The sequence below is a fragment of the Aeromonas sp. TECH754 genome, from assembly GCF_056279295.1.
The window spans coordinates 932,188-948,359 of sequence record NZ_JBWBRA010000001.1; the positions used below are offsets into that span (position 1 = coordinate 932,188).

Here is a 16,172-nt window from a genome sequence, read left to right on the forward strand (position 1 = left end):
CTACATGAAGTGAGGCAAGGCGCCTGGGAACAGACCGCCTTGCCTCGGCATTGGCCAATCAGGCCATTTGTACGCTTATGGAAGCACTCTATTCATGGTCGGAGCGTTCTTGGCCGGCTTGGCAATGAAGTTATGATAACGCCCCATCCAATACGGCAAGGTGTAATAACCAGGCGACACCATCTGGTTAGGGCTCTCATCCTTGTCAATTTCACGCATTGGCCTATACGGCGTTCTCAAACTTTTTTCATCCAGAGGAAGGTCGGTGTATTTATCAAGATCCATGGCGTCCAGATTGGTCGCTGTACCATCTTGAGATTTCAATATCGGGCAGTTAGACAGCTCATCATTGACGCACGTGCGAGCAACGTCAGGTCTCGAATCGTCATAAGCGCCCCACTGGGTTAAATCCAGCGGGTGGCGTGAGAGGTTCCAGGCATTCGCTGAATCGATCTCGTTACCATACCCATCATTCAGAGTTGTCTCTGGCTGCCCCAGCTGACGGACATAACTATGGAACGCATTGTCTTCATATTTAGGACCAAGTTCCCACTGAGAGTCATATGCTGAAGTCCATTTTTTATGCAGCGGGGTTCCCTGAGGCTCCAGCGTGAACAAAATATAATATGCCTGTGCCATATGGCTGGCATCACCCAAGTTGTTGTACTCCCTGACCCACTCTGAAATATAAGCAGGGTCATTTTTTAGATCCTGATCACATTCAGCCGCGCCCTGTTCGCAATAGGTAGTCAACAGGTGCTCATAAGCACTCCAACGAGTTTGTGCAAGGTCTGCATAATGATAAAAATCAGACAGCGCCAATGATTGGTACTCATCTTCGAACCGTTTCTCGCCAGTGACATAGGCAGTCAACTTCATTCCGGCCATCAGGAAAGTCGCATACTCGTTACGATCTTCAAATGTCCATGGATCGTTGCTGAGTTTGAGCCTGGATATGTCTGACCAGCGATTGGGTTGTCCCTGAACGTCGACCATCATATAGCCGTTGGCAATATTATGTTCTGCCCATTGACGCATGTTCTGACGGATCAGCGCTTTGAGTGCAGACTCTTCAGGATTATTTTCATCCAAAATATCGTAAGCAACCCGTTGAGTGAACAGGTTGGTGATCATGCCGTCATAACTGGTATCTGTGGAGAAAGCGACATCGGAACTTGTAAATACAGTCCCGGCTTCATCCTGCATGATGCTCACACAGTCTGATTGAGCCAAAAAATCTCCCGAGCAAGCCAGCACATCAGGGATGCTTCCCTGCGCATCCACCACATAAGGCTCATTGCTCCCCATGGTGCAGTTAACCTTTGAGGAAATGCCCGGTAAAGCCGGTGAACCATCTTTTAATAAACAGGTATTCAGATAGGGAGACTCACCACCGAAACGATTTGATGAGTAACTCAACAAGGTTGCGGTACCATCTCCATCGCGGTTTCGCTGCCAAGTTCCTGATGGCCCCTGTGGTTTTCCATGGAACATTGCACCGTTGAGGGAGAAATAACGAACCGGCAATCCTGCGACCATTCTCTTTGTCGTTGCAACATCAGTAATCTGTGGGTAGAGGCTGCTGCCGGAATAATTGAATGGATTGGGGTCGAGACTGTTCCAGTCATCTGCCTTGATAGGCTCTAAATTATAAATATCGCCATATATTTTGGTTAACCCGGCTGGCCCAAATGGATTGATATTAACTGCAAAGTCTCTCTCTTTTTTCAATGAAATAGGGCGGTAGACGTCACTGTTAAGCGCCGGCAGCCTTATCTTTGCCTCAACACTTCCCTGACGACCAGTAATATTCGGCAAGGCCAACATTTGCTTCAAGGATGCCAGGGCATTCTGACGTGCCTGAGAATAATCATCCCCTTCGCGTTGTTGCACGGCCCATCGCATCAATTCACCGACGGCATAGAAGCCAGTCGTAATAGGATCGCTATCTGAGTATCCCCCGGTCCAGGCAGGAGTAGACGCAGGATCTCTGCTGACGCCCCCGGCCATAATCTGGCCACGGCGGGCGATGTTGTTCTGTGTGATGTGGCTCAACATTTCGGCTTTAGTGTCAGCATCCAGGTTTTCGAAATAGATGTGACTCAGACTGCCGTTGTTACCTTTTATCCAGATCCCATTGTTGTCATCGCTTGCAATGGCGATCGGGCGGTCAATGACACCATTGTTACTCTTTGCTTTTTGAGGGTCTTTAGCAAAACCGGTGGGGGAGATAGTCGCATCCATGGGAAGGTAGCGGCTATCCATGAAGTATTGGTATTTATCAAAGTATTTCTTGCTGTATGGCTCCGGTTTATAAATGGTTTTATCCGTACGAAGGACATAGGGCTTGCCAGATCCAACGGTGGGCGCCATGACCAGTTCCCATTTAACGAAATCATTCTCTAAAATCGTGTTTCCGGCCGCCAGCTGGCTGCTAGCCGATGCAGAGACTGGTGCCGTGACGGCATCAGCAATGCTGTATCTATCAACAAATTTTTGTAATGTGTTGGGCATTGGTACTGGCGTTTGCCAAGATAACATTCCGTTGGAGGGGATTGTGCTCATGGTCGGGTTGGCAACCACGGTAAAGTGAGCCTGGGCTGTTACCCCCGTGTTTACCCGGGAGGATACGGTGATGTTGACATCACCTGCTCTCTTGGCCTCGACCCGACCCAATTGATCAATGTCCATGATGCTTGGGTCTGAACTTGTCCAGCGCACTCCTTGCTCCTGCAACACCGCTGATGGATCTGCGGGAGCCGACAGCTTCTCATCAGGCAACAGACTCACCTCAATGGTTCTAGCCTGGCCGACGACCATTTCACAGTTTTTGTACAACCCCATCTTTATTTTGGTGGGGGCGGTTAAATCATACTGACCGTCACTATTCGGTGTTGACGTAACAGTGACGCAGTGACTGTTATCCTCCACGACAACAATGTCCGAATCCGAATCCGAATCCGAATCCGAATCAGAATTTGAATCAGAGTTTGAATTTGAATTCGAATCTGAGTTGGAGTTAGGAACTGAGTTGGAATCAGGATTTGAGTTAGCGCCAGAATTGGGAGTGGCATCAGGATTGGAGTCAGAGCTGGAATCAGTACATGCGCTCAAACCCAGGGTTGCAACAAGAACCAACATGTACGTTTTATTAAGCGCAAAGCCGTCGCTCATTATACCCATGATTATTTCCTTTTTTAAAATAAAGCGTTCGAATTGCTTTAAGCGATATATGCGCTCATCCAACTAGCGGATGAGCGCACCACAATATGGATTCCAGTTGCAGATATTCCGGTAGGGTTGTCTATCTGATGTGCATCAAATTACCGAGTCGCCCTGCTCAACAGGGTTAACCGATAAGATCTTTACCACCAAACATTGACCATGGCGCCAACGGCCCAGGTATCGTCGCTGTTATGGCCTTCGAAGCTATGGGTGGTGTCGTCCCAGTTGCTGTTGTCGCTGTCCAGATAGGAGGTGTAAACACGCAACTCTGGCTCGCCACGGCCAAAAGACAACGCTTGGGCGAGTGTGACTTTGGAACCGCTGCGGTCATAGTCGGTATTGTTGACGCTCTTGTCGTCCTGGAAGTACCCCGCGTCGAGATAGGTGCGGGTAATATCCGACCAGTGATAAACCACGCCGGCGTTGACGGCCATGCTGGAGGCATCACTCTCGTCACCATTCCACTGCTCGACACTATTGGCCTCGGCATAAGTGAGCACATGGGTAAAGTCCCAATCAGCAGAGAGCGGGATCGCGCCAAAGTTGCGGATGGCAAACCCTGAACCGTCTTTCACTTCTCCATTCAACACGTCGGCCGCACCGAATTGGACGCCTTGCAGGGCCGAGCCATCCAGATAGTACTGCAGCACAGTGCGGTTATAGCCAGATTCGCCAATTTCCTGTTTGAGTTCGACCAGGAAGGCATGGCCATCGGCGTAATCATGTTCACCCAGTTCCGGATTGTCGATTTGGGCGTCTGTTGGGTCGGCATGGAGGAACCGGTAGCCCATTGCCAGCGTGCCTTTGTCCCAGACAGAGAGATTGTCGTAGAGGATCTCGTAGTTCATGGCGTCGATGAGGGTACCTTCCAGGGCTCCTTCTTCAGAGTCGATGCTCGGATTGTGAATGACGCCATCGAGATCCCGATGCAGTACGGCAAGGGAGAGGTTGCCCGGGCCAGCCTTTATATCCTCGACGCCGGCACCAACGGTGGTTTGACCCCAGTAATAGTGGTCAGTCATATCGATATAGTAATTGCTCTTGTATTGACGGATACCCGCCCACGAGGTTTCGCCCAAGCCCATGAAGTTGCGCAATTGCATGTTCATGTTTTCCCAGCCGAAGGGACTATCGTCGGTGCTGCTGTTGGTATCCCCGTCCCACATGTTGAACATGGTCTGTACGTAGACGGAGCGATTATTTTCGTTATACAGCTCGGTTCCGAAACCGACCTCGGCGTAGTTGTCAAACTCGTTGCCGATACGGCCTATTTTATTTTTCTCGAAAGAGTCACCGCCAATGTTGTTTTCCATGCTGCCATCGGCACCACCCGCAACACCGGCTCTAAAATAACCAAAAAAATCAATGTTCTTGGCTGCTGTGGCCAGAACGTCAGCGGTCGTTGTTCCCTCGGCCGCCATGCTGCTCGTTGCCCCGAGGGCGAGTGCGGCGGCAACCATGGTGTAACAGATCGATTTTTTCATAACTCTAAATCCCTATTATTAGTTATGTGACTCACCCAGCGTTGGCAAAGGCAGCAACGTAGATCCGTTGAACGGCCGATGAAGCGCCGCATATCGGTATCCTGACCTCAAGGTTCGGACTCATTCTTTGGTCTCCCCCTTCAGATTGGTATCAACATATCAGACCAATTTTGCGTTTGATACACTCTGTTACATAATCGTGAGCACAATCACAGTCATGATTATTTTCATGAAAGAGAGCGTTGTTTCTTGTGGCTGAGTGGCTGGTCTGGCTGTGTCATGAAGAGGTTCGGATGATGCCCAATGATGGAAAATCGTATCTTCACACATCATGGTACTTGATTGGAAACATCACAAGATGATGATTTTAATGGATTATTTTTAGTTGTTGCGTACTAATTCAAACATCAATATAAAGGGTGAAATTTTTGCACCGCCTGCTGGCACAAGGATCTGTCAGGCATGGCGGTGGCGATGGCGGTGACTGTGCATCACCGCCTGAATTGGCTCGGAAGGGTTTTGTAATCGCCCTCACATTTCAGTGAAATTGTAGTAGATACCAAAATTGGTCTTTGTTATGTTGATGCCAATTGGTATTTATCTGCGATGTGGTTGGAGTCTTTATGAAGAGAATGTTTGAAGTCCTCAGAGCGGATGTCCTGGCGACGACGCCCGAGCAGTTACTGCAGATGATCCGGCACAGCGAAGGGCGGACCCTGATGGCCGAGACGGTGGTCAGCTGCCAACCCTTCTCCGAGGGGGTGAGCAATCCAGAGTTGGCCGCCTCGTTTGGCGCAGACATGATCACCCTCAATACCTTTGATCTGGGCCAACCCTATGTCGAAGGCCTGTATGAAGAAGCGGTCGACGACGATGCCTGTCTCGCCACCCGTTATGAGCAGCATGCCAGCTTCATTCGCCAGCAAGCGAGCCTGAATCGGGTGGTGCAGGATCTGAAACAGGTATCGAGCCGCTTCATTGGCTGCAACCTGGAGCCAGTCCCGCAAGAGATCAGATATCCGGCCGGTTTTCGGGTATCGGCAGACAACATCAGGCAGGCAGTGGCGTTGGGGCTGGATTATGTCGTCATCACCGGCAACCCCAACACCATGATCACCGAAGAGGGGATCATCGACGCCATTCGCATGGCCAAGGCCGTCGCCGACAATAAATTGCTGATCATCGCCGGCAAGATGCACGGTGCTGGCACAGGAACGGACGTTGCGGCTGACATGCTGCTCAAATATTGCCAGGCGGGGGCCGACATCATCATGATCCCGGCGCCTTACACCACCCCAGGCATGACACCCGAAACCGCCAAGGCACTGATCGAGGTTATTCATGGTGCCGGCAAACTGGCCTTGTGCGCCATGGGAACCTCTCAGGAAGGTGCCGATAGAGCCGTCGTCGAGAAAATTGCGCTGAATTCCAAGGTGGCCGGCGCAGATATTATTCACATCGGTGATGCGGGCTTTGCCGGTATTGCCGATCCGGAGAACATCAAATATTGCTCTATCGCCATTCGTGGCAAACGGCACACCTATCGCCGGATAGGGCTGCGTCGTTAATTCATGACATTGAATAGTTTTTAAAATGGAGCCTGTTATCAGGCGTATTTAAACAATGCGGTTGCATTGATATATGGCGAGGGATGCTATGAATAATGCCAAGACGAAAGATCCAATTGAAAAATATGTGATGCCGCTGGCTCAGCGGTTGGGAAATAATCGCCACCTGATTGCCATTCGTGATGGTATGGCACTGGTCATGCCTTTCATGATCATTGGCTCGCTGTTCCTTATCCTGGCTTTCCTGCCTTTCCCCGGTTACGAAGAGTACATGACCGAGAGCGGTTTGATGGACAAGCTGCTGCTGCCGGTCGGTGCAACCTACGATCTGATCGCCATCTTTGCCACCTTGGGGGTTGCCTATCGTCTGGCACAGCGATATACCCAGCTCGATCCTATTATCGCCGCCGCCGTTGCGCTGGCTGCCTATATGCTCGTCACTCCCTACAACATTACTCACACCATAGAGGCAACCGGTGAGGAGATCAGTGTCAGTGGCATCAACCTGGCCTATATGGGCAGTGCCGGCATGTTCCTGGGAATTATCATCGCCATCTATGCAACCGAGGTCTATCGGTGGCTGATGGTCAGGAATATCAGCTTCAAATTGCCTGACTCAGTCCCGCCAGCCGTGTTGAAATCCTTCGCGGCCCTGATCCCGGCGTTCGTGGTGCTGACCTCGCTGTGGCTGGTGCGTCTCGCCATTGAAGCGGCCGATCTTGGCAACCTGCACACCATCATCGAAAGTATCCTGACGGCGCCGCTCAAGCTGATCGGCGGCAGTTATATCGGAGCCTTGGTGGCCACCACCATGGAACATGCGCTGTGGGCCGTGGGCATTCATGGCAGCAACATCGTCTCCAGCATCATGCTGCCAATCTGGCTGGTCTTCACCGATGAAAACCGGATCGCCTTCCAGGCTGGCACCGAGATCAAAAACATCATCACCGATCAAACCAACTCCATTTTCCTGAACTTTGGTGGCTCTGGCAGCATGATGGCGCTGGTACTGTTGCTGGCCTTCCGTGCCCGCAGTGAGCAGTGCCGTTCCATCGGCAAGTTGGGTCTGCCTTCATCGCTGTTCAATATCTCCGAACCCATCATGTTTGGTCTGCCCGTGGTACTCAACCCCATCATGGTCATTCCCTTCATCCTGGCCCCGGTCGTTGGTCTGACCCTGACCTATATCGGCATGGCGAGTGGCCTCGTGGCGCTGCCCGCGGGTATTTCGGTGCCTTGGACAACGCCCATCTTCATCGGTGGTTACCTCTCCACGGGGGGGCATATCTCGGGCGCCGTCATGCAGCTGATAAACCTGCTGGCAGCCATGGCTATCTATTATCCCTTCATGAATAAATGGGACAGCATCTGCCTGGCCAATGAAAAGACGGTGACGAAAGAGACACAGGAAGAAGACGAAAAGGCAGCACTCTCCTTCTAAGTCGGCCAGCAGCAGACGTTAGGCAATAACGTTTAACGTCTGCGATAAAAACGGGGTAAGGCATCATGCAGGCAATTGTGATGACAGCGGGAAAGGGCACCAGGTTATGGCCGTTTACCGAGATAAGAAGTAAATCCATGCTCGCCGTCAGTAATATGCCGCTCGTCTATTGGTTGCAGCAGGCCCTGGCTGCTGCAGGGGTAAATGAGCTGGCAATGCTTGCCGATGAGCATGAAGGCCAACTTGCCCGCTTCTTTCACCATAACAAGGTGGTACCTGCGCCCCGTATCCACTCGGTGGCAGGGGCTCAGGACATCATAGAGGCCTTGTTGAAGTATCAGCAGATCAACCCTGTTACCGACACGGTGCTGGTCTTGCCCGGGGATTGTCTCATTCAGGCGGAAGATCTTGAACGACTGATACACAGCAGCGCTGACAACGCCGTATTGCTGAGAAAATTGCGTGCCGAGGAGCGTTCCGATCGCCTGTGTTTCAATGCCGAGCAGGATTTCAAGTTGCTGGCGCACCCTCGGCGAGAGGGTTTTGATAGCGAGATCGTCGCTTATAAGTTGAGTGCCGATTTCTTCAACAAGGCATTGCCCTATACGACTGACATTTATGACCATGTTCAGGTTGGCATGATGCCTTCGAGCGAGAGATTTCTGGAGTCAGCCCTGGTGAGCTGGGCACAGCAGGTGGCCGTCGATTTCATCCATTGCGACCAGCCCAGTTTCAACCTCGATTACCCCTGGAATATTCTGGAGGTCAACAGCTACCTCAATCGTCAGCGTTGTCAGTCACTGAACGCGAGTGAGATTGCACAAAGTGCCACTATCTCAGCCCGTGCCGTGATACGCGGACATATCAAGGTCGGCCAGCACAGTCATATTGGTGATGGGGTCATATTCCAGGGTAATGCGATTGTCGGTGACCATTGCCAGATAACCGACGGTGCCATTATTGGCCAGAACGTGGTTATCGGTCATGGTGCGACCATCAAAGAGTATTGCAAGTTGGCCGATGATACGACGGTGGGTAACCAGGCTATTATCGGTCACTGCGCCGAATTGGCGGGTGTTATTTTTGAGAGTACCTATCTGTACCATAATTGCGAGATTGCCGGGGTACTCGGCCGCAATGTGGATATAGGTGCCGGCACGACCTTCGGCACGCTGAGATATGATGATGCCAAAACCAGTCATCTCATCAATCAGAAACGCGTGACGCCTCATCATTACAGTAATGTCGTCTATATGGGGGACTTCACCCGCACCGGCGTGAATACCGTGATCATGCCAGGGGTGAAAGTCGGCTGTCGTTCGGTGGTCGGCTCGAATGTGATATTGGCCGATGATCTGCCAGATGAAAGCATTATTCAGGTTGAACAAACATTGATTACCAAGCCTTGGGGCAGCCAGCGTTATGGTTTTAATAGCTAGGGTGTGCCCATTGAAAATACCGTACAAGGTTTTGGTGAATGACTGAGTGTATATTGGTGGCCAATGATTGGCAGGGTGACTTATGTTTGAATATGTCGAGTTATTGCAGCGCAGGCTTGAGACCTTGATCAATGGCAATGCTGAAAATATGAAAAGAGTCATTGCATTATTTGCAGATGCAATATTGAACAACAACATGATTCATATCCTGGGCACCGGACATTCTCATATGGTCGGTCTGGAAGGGTTCATTCGTGCCGGGGGGCTTGGCAATATCAATGCAATCCTTGATTCGACGGTGACGACCAGTGACGGCGCGCTGCGCAGCTCCAAACTGGAGAAGTTGCCAGGGTTGGCGGCCATCCTGTGGTCAGAGCAACCCATCAGTGCAGGGGACGTGATCGTCGTAGTTTCCAATTCGGGACGCAACGCCTTGCCGATTGAATTTGCCCAGATAGCGCAGGCATATGGTCATAGCGTGGTTGCCATCACCTCGGTAGAGCAGTCGAGCGCCTACCCAAGTTTGCATCTTTCAGGGCAAAAACTGTTGGATGTGGCAGACATAGTCCTTGATAATTGTGTTCCGAGTGGAGATGGCTTGTGCCTGGTCAATGGTCGAGTCACTGGCGCATTTTCTACAGTGGCAGGGGTCGTCCTGCTCAACACCATAGTAGTGGAAGCGCAAAAGCAGGCATTGGCTCGACATTGCACGCCCTTGATATTCTCCAGTCAGAACGTCGATGGTTTTAATAATGATGATGTCTATGCTCATTTTGCCGGTCGCTTGAAGTCAATGTGAGGAGATGATTTTGTCCAGTTACCGTTATCAAGAAGTCTGTGCACAGCTGAAAGAGTTTATTCTCAACGAGAAAGATTTTCAGAAATTACCTGATGAGAGGACGTTGGCACAGCAATTTTCGGTAAGTCGGGTAACCATTCGCAAGGCACTGGCATTATTAAAAGAAGAGAAGATAATTGACGTTCGTCACGGTTCGGGAATATATATAAATAATAATAAGATGATTAACTCATTTGAATTTGGTAGCCTGACCCAAGACATGAAAACAATTGGCAAAGACGTCGCTACCGAGCTCATAAATTGCTATGTGATGGCAACTCCGACTCACGGGGAATTGAGTGGTTTCTCAGGTGAGAATATTATTTGTCTGGAACGTGTGCGCAGTGTCGATGGGGTAAAGTCTATTCAGGAGCTCAATTATCTTTGCGCCGAGCGGTTTCCTGACCTGGAGAAGAAGGTAGAAAGTAATCAATCTCTTTACCAACTGTTGTTGCAAGAATATCAAGTCAAATTCGACCGTGGCGTTGAAACATTATCTGCTGGATTCATCTTGTTGGATACCGCCAGCAAACTAGATACATCGGCGCTCAGCTGCGCAGTAAAAGTAATTCGTGCCGCTTATGAGCGTGATCGCCTGGTGGAGTACACCATCTCTTATACATTGGCGGAACATTATAGCTGGCAGTATGAATTGAATAACGTCACTTTATTACACAGATAATCAGGTTGAGCATATGCAGAAAGCTATTAAAGTGGTGACTATCGGCGGCGGGAGCAGTTATACCCCCGAGCTGATGGAGGGATTCATCAAGCGCTATCATGAAATGCCGATCAGCGAATTCTGGTTGGTAGATGTCGCCGAAGGGGCAGACAAGCTGGAGATCATTTTTAACCTGTGCCAGCGGATGATCAAAAAAGCGGGCGTGCCCATCCAGCTCTATCAAACCCTGGACCGACGCGATGCCCTGCCAGGTGCCGACTTTGTTACCACACAATTTCGAGTAGGGCAGCTGGAGGCGCGGGCCAAGGATGAAAAGATCCCGCTCTCTCATGGGGTGCTGGGGCAGGAGACCAACGGCGCCGGTGGGCTGTTCAAGGCACTGCGAACGATCCCGGTCGTCTTCTCCATCATCAGGGATATTGAAGAGCTGTGTCCGAATGCCTGGCTTATCAACTTTACCAATCCGGCCGGCCTCATTACCGAGGCCGTCCAGCGCCACACTGATTTTCGCCGTTTCATCGGGGTCTGCAATGTGCCGGTGGGCATGAAGATGTTTGCCAAGGAATTGCTCCAATGTGATGCGAATGCCCAGGTGAATATGGATCTCTTCGGCCTGAATCATATGGTGTTCATGCAGGATTTTCTCATCGATGGCGATTCGAAGATGGAACAACTGTTGGCGGAGGTCACCAGCGACAGCAACCAGCAGTCGGCCTCGGTGAAAAACGTATCCGACCTTCCTTTTGATATGGACTTTATCAACGGCTTGAAGCTGATCCCTTGCCCTTACCTGCGTTATTACTTCAAAGAAAAAGAGATGTTGGCGATAGAGTTGGGTGAATATTATAAAGGGCTCACCCGTGCCGAAGTGGTACAGGCGATTGAGGCCGATCTCTTCAAGCTATATCAGGATCCAGAGCTGGATATCAAACCCAAGCAACTGGAAGAACGTGGTGGTGCTTATTATTCTGATGCGGCCTGTGATGTTATCAGCGCTATTGTCAATGACAGCCACACCGAACACTATGTGAATATATGTAACAACGGGCATGTTAAAAATATCCCCCATGACTGGTGCATTGAAATTAGCTGCACCATCAGTAAAGAGGGGGCCAAGCCAAAAGCACACATTGAATATTTTGACGAGCGAGTGCTGGGTGTCATCAGCTCAATAAAGTCTTTTGAAATAGCCGCCAGCAAGGCAGCGCTGACCGGGAATTACCAAGACCTGATCGTAGCCATGAATTTGAGTCCGCTGATTCATTCAGATACATCGGCAAAGGTTATTGTGAATGAGATGCTATTAGCTCATCAAAAATACTTGCCGCAATTCGAGAAAGTGATTGCGAAATTGAGTCATTAAACAGTAACGTGTATGTGAGTATTGATACCAAAAATCAGGTGCCATATGAACAAGAAAATATATCTGTTTTGTGCCGCGGGCATGTCAACATCGCTGTTGGTTAATAAGATGAAGGAACACGCAACCAAGCATGCCGTACCGGTAGAGATCCAGGCATTCTCCGAAGCATTGATTCTGGAGAAGGGTGCGGAAGCCGATCTTATTCTGCTTGGCCCACAGATAAAATATATGCTCAATGACTTCTCCGATAAATTTCCGGATAAACCCATGGCAGTCATTGACCCATTGATTTATGGCAAGATGGATGGCCTGGCACTGCTGAAATCATCCATCGCCATGATTAAGGCACACCAAGTAAAATAACCGTTCTCAAAAAGCAGGAAACAGATGGATATGTTTGATATTGAACTGCCTGGCTCGGAGGATGCTACCTCTGATCTGGAAGAACAGGTGATGGGATTGATCATTAATTCCGGTAATGCACGCAGTTGTGCTTATGAGGCGCTCGCCTTGGCCAAACAAGGCAACTTTATCAAGGCCGAGGACGTGATGCAGGCGGCCAGAGCCGCATTGAATGAAGCCCATCTGGTACAAACGACATTGATTGAACAAGACCAGGGGGAGGGCAAGACCAGGATGACCCTCATCATGGTACATGCACAGGATCATTTGATGACGTCCATGCTCGCCCGCGAATTAATTGGCGAACTGATACAGGTTTATAAGAGGTTGGCAGAAAAATAATTGCTAGATATCACACATGATTAATGTTCGTTTGCTCGAAATATAAATGTCAATTTAATTGACGCCCACTTAATAGAACCCTGAATGCATTTATTTATTTAAATGGAGCTTTGTCATGGAAAAAAATGGAATTTTCAATAAATCAAAAATAGCAGTGGTTATTATCACCGCGATGCTCGGCCTGTCGGCCTGTTCTGAAGATGACAGCACTTCGACGGATGCAAACAATCCAAATAGCCCGAGCAATCCGAGTAATCCGAGCAATCCGAGCAATCCGAGTAATCCAAGCAATCCGGGTACTCCCACTACGCCGAATAACCCCGTGGTGGATCCCGAGCCGGCCCCCGTGCTGGATCTGGCTGCTCCGGCAAAGATCAAGATGGGGATCTGGAATAACACCGAGCTGGTCGTTGGCCAATCCCGCGCCGTTGAAGCCATGCTGATCCCCGATGAGTCATTGCCTTATCCCGGCAGCCCAGAAGAGGTGCTGCAAAAGCAGGGCATCACCTGGTCCAGCTCCAATGAGGCGGTGGCAACCGTCGACAAATTTGGCCGGGTCAAGGCCGTGAGCACCGGCTCGGTGGAAATCTCCGCCCGCTCCGTGACCAATACCAGTGTGGCGGGGGTCGCCAAGTTGAATGTGGTGGCCACGCCGACCCTGAACAAGCAGAACCCGACCGTCATGATCAAGGGTGACAAGCCCACCAAGAACCCGATCTTGCTGGAGAAACAGGTCACCCGTTATGCCTCCACCAATACCAGCCAGGATCTGGTCGACATTCGTGCCCTGATGGCCGCCGACGGTAGCGACGAAGTCCTGCAGGACAATATCCGCTGGCTGATCCAGGAGAATACCAACCCGGGTCGTGAAGGCGTCTATATCGTGCGGGAAGACAGAACCGCCACCAACCGTGACCGGATGATGTACTTCATGGGGAACCGTTATCTGCCCATCGAAGCCAACATCTCCCTGACCGGTGAGGTGGAAGTCAACGCCCCGGTGAACTATGTGCCGCAGGTGCCCACCCAGATCATGTCTGACGGCAACAAGGGGATCTGGGTGACCTCTGCCAGTGGCGCCCTGAGCCACATCGCCATGGTGCCCATGAACCCTGATGCCAAGGCTGCGCTGATGAGCGAGGTGACCCAGCGGGTGGTCGATCGCCGTGGCTCTGTGTCCGATGCCAGCTATCGTGCCGACAGCGGTACCGGTGCCTGGCACCCGGAGATCACCGACAACGATGGCCTGTGGACCTCCATGTATGGCGGCGGTGAGCTGATGCGCTACGCCACCCTCAAGCGGGAAGGGGCCGACAAGGGTGAGATCGAAGCCGCCCGCAAGACAGCGCTGCGTGCCCTCAAATTCGATCTGCTGCTCAGCAACATCTCGGGTCGCAAGGGCGAGGTGAAGACCAAGGTCCGGCCTATCGTGGGGGCGGACGGTGGTGACTACAAGTTGCAGACGCTGGTGCTGCGCAAGGATGGCGAATACGCCATCAACAACAAGCCGACCGGGCCGGCAGGCAACGGTGGCAAGGTGGGTCTGGTCTACAACATGAAGCCGATCGATGACAGCCAGTTCATCGACGATCCCTATGCCATCGGTGCGCTGAACGATACCAACATCGACTATGACACCAAGACCCGCACCATCGAAGGCTTCTTCGCCCGGACCTATGCCTTCCAGGGGGCCGATGTACACGGTTTCACCGAGGGCTACGTGCAAGGCGGTGCCAGCAACTACTTCCCCGGCGGCCACACAGTGGCGCGCGCGGGTGAGCTTGGGACCAAGGGGGATCTGACCGGCAAGAAGATTGCCAAGTTTGTCTACTGTGATGGGGTACCGAGAGATCTGGGCGGCAGCAAGGATTGCAGCCCGGTCGGTGAGAAGATGGCCGGCCTCGAGATCAATGCCGAGCTGCCGATCCCGGATGTGCTGCAGTGTACCGGTGCCTTCGCCGCGCAGAGTGATTGCGCCAATGCGATGGAAGACGATCTGGGCAACACCTTTACCGAGGAGCAGGTGCTCTACAAGGCGGATACCAGCAACGACGAGTCCATCGGTCACTTCTTCATCTATCGTATTGCCTACGACATCCTCGACGAGAGCAATCCGGAAGAGAAGGCCACCAAGGATCTGATCCGCACCACCATGCAGAAGTGGGCCGACCAACTGATCGCCAACGAATACAACTTTGTTGATGCCAGTGGCCAGCCCACCAAGTGGGGCAAGACCTCCCGTGATTACTTCAACAACGATTACGCATGGGAAGATGCCGCCCTGAACTCCGTGGTGCTGGTCGCCGGGATGAAGGTGGCCGCCTATGTCACCGGTGAGCAGCGTTACGAGTCCGAATATCAGGCTCTCGCCAGCAAGCAGGGTTATGACTATGCCACCCTGGCCAAGGAGTACTGGAGCCGCTGGGCAGCCTTCGCCGGAGCCCAGTACGGTGCCGACACCTCCAGCATCGGCTGTCTGGATTCGAACCCTGTGGTCGAGACCGGCAACAACACCCACAACTCCCCCTCCATCGGCACCTTTGCCAGTGGCAACGACGGTGGCGGCATGTGTGGTGACGGTATCGAAGATCCCAACGATCCGGTGCAGGTCGAGGAGTGGGTGCGTGAGGTGGTCAACACCTCCGATGAAGAGATGGCGGCGCTGGCCTGGTACATCCTGTTCACCACCGAACAGCAGGGTACCGAGCTGCATCAGCAGTACGTGGAAGCATACGACGAGTGGTACCGCTCCATGGGCTATCAGGAGAACCCCTTCTTCGATTACGTCCGCCAGCTGGGCCAACCGAAGACAGAGCTGACCAACGCCTCGGGCCAAAACCTGAAGAAAACGGCCGCCTGGCAGCTGCATCGCCACCCAATCGACACCAGAAGATGGGGTGCCTATGACTTCGCCCGTCCCGACGTGTGGAAAGCCGGTATAGGTTCCGAGGCTGCGACCCGTGAGGATCGTTACCCCATCATCCTGATCAATGATGCTGCCATCGTCGATAGCCGGACCATGCGTGACAAGGTGCTGGCCGAGGGGTCACACACCACCTTGCCGCTGGATGAGCGCATGCTCACCAAGTTCAACAACAGTACCTTCAACCTGGGCTTCAAGCCGCTCCAGTATCACAACTGGCTCGATGCCAACGCCGCTTGCTTCGATAACGATGCCGGCACGGCCTGCAGCTATGTCGGTACCAAGCCGAACCCGGCTTATGGCAGCCCGACCACGTTTGAAGGCTCGACCACTTACACCTTGCCGTACTGGATGGGACGCTTCCACAGCTTCCTGGCCAAACCGGAATAACGGGGAGCGTTGCCTGAGTGCATAACCGGAGGAGGCAGATGACTGCCTCCTCTTTCTCGTTTGACTGTCGAGAGG

The 16,172-nt window shown here is 51.9% G+C and carries 11 protein-coding genes; 9 read left to right on the forward strand and 2 right to left on the reverse strand.

Annotated features, from left to right (window positions below):
- Nucleotides 1–75: 75 nt before the first annotated feature.
- Nucleotides 76–3,183: an Ig-like domain-containing protein gene (locus tag ACZ9IL_RS04065; RefSeq protein ID WP_476002350.1), complete on the reverse strand. Its 3,108-nt coding sequence runs from the start codon at nt 3,181–3,183 to the stop codon at nt 76–78.
- 182 nt (nt 3,184–3,365) lie between these two features.
- A complete protein-coding gene (locus ACZ9IL_RS04070) occupies nt 3,366–4,709 on the reverse strand; it encodes a carbohydrate porin (RefSeq protein ID WP_476002351.1) in 1,344 nt (447 codons plus the stop codon).
- Between the two features lie 623 nt (nt 4,710–5,332).
- On the opposite strand from ACZ9IL_RS04070, the gene ACZ9IL_RS04075 reads away from it, so the two are divergent.
- From ACZ9IL_RS04075 to ACZ9IL_RS04115, 9 genes are all read left to right on the forward strand, one after another.
- Complete coding sequence (locus ACZ9IL_RS04075; protein WP_476002352.1) at nt 5,333–6,277, forward strand: DUF7916 family protein; 945 nt, start codon at nt 5,333–5,335, stop codon at nt 6,275–6,277.
- 88 nt (nt 6,278–6,365) lie between these two features.
- Entirely contained in the window at nt 6,366–7,718 is a 1,353-nt protein-coding gene (celB, locus tag ACZ9IL_RS04080) for a PTS cellobiose transporter subunit IIC (protein ID WP_476002353.1), read from the forward strand.
- A 65-nt stretch (nt 7,719–7,783) separates the two neighbouring features.
- Entirely contained in the window at nt 7,784–9,157 is a 1,374-nt protein-coding gene (locus ACZ9IL_RS04085) for a sugar phosphate nucleotidyltransferase (RefSeq protein WP_476002354.1), read from the forward strand.
- 82 nt (nt 9,158–9,239) lie between these two features.
- Complete coding sequence (locus tag ACZ9IL_RS04090) at nt 9,240–9,956, forward strand: sugar isomerase domain-containing protein (protein ID WP_476002355.1); 717 nt, start codon at nt 9,240–9,242, stop codon at nt 9,954–9,956.
- A gap of 10 nt (nt 9,957–9,966) precedes the next feature.
- The gene (locus tag ACZ9IL_RS04095) at nt 9,967–10,677 is read left to right on the forward strand and encodes a GntR family transcriptional regulator (RefSeq protein WP_476002356.1); all 711 of its coding nucleotides are present in this window, start codon (nt 9,967–9,969) and stop codon (nt 10,675–10,677) included.
- 13 nt (nt 10,678–10,690) lie between these two features.
- Nucleotides 10,691–12,040 (forward strand): 6-phospho-beta-glucosidase, encoded by a 1,350-nt coding sequence (locus tag ACZ9IL_RS04100; protein WP_476002357.1) that lies wholly within the window; start codon nt 10,691–10,693, stop codon nt 12,038–12,040.
- Between the two features lie 45 nt (nt 12,041–12,085).
- Nucleotides 12,086–12,403 carry a PTS sugar transporter subunit IIB gene (locus tag ACZ9IL_RS04105; protein WP_476002358.1) on the forward strand — a complete coding sequence of 106 codons (318 nt, stop codon included), beginning with the start codon at nt 12,086–12,088 and terminating at the stop codon, nt 12,401–12,403.
- Nucleotides 12,404–12,433: 30 nt separating this feature from the next.
- The gene (chbA, locus tag ACZ9IL_RS04110; protein ID WP_476005301.1) at nt 12,434–12,784 is read left to right on the forward strand and encodes a PTS N,N'-diacetylchitobiose transporter subunit IIA; all 351 of its coding nucleotides are present in this window, start codon (nt 12,434–12,436) and stop codon (nt 12,782–12,784) included.
- A gap of 154 nt (nt 12,785–12,938) precedes the next feature.
- Nucleotides 12,939–16,097, forward strand: coding sequence for an Ig-like domain-containing protein (locus tag ACZ9IL_RS04115; RefSeq protein WP_476002359.1), 3,159 nt, complete (start codon nt 12,939–12,941; stop codon nt 16,095–16,097).
- Nucleotides 16,098–16,172: the final 75 nt, after the last annotated feature.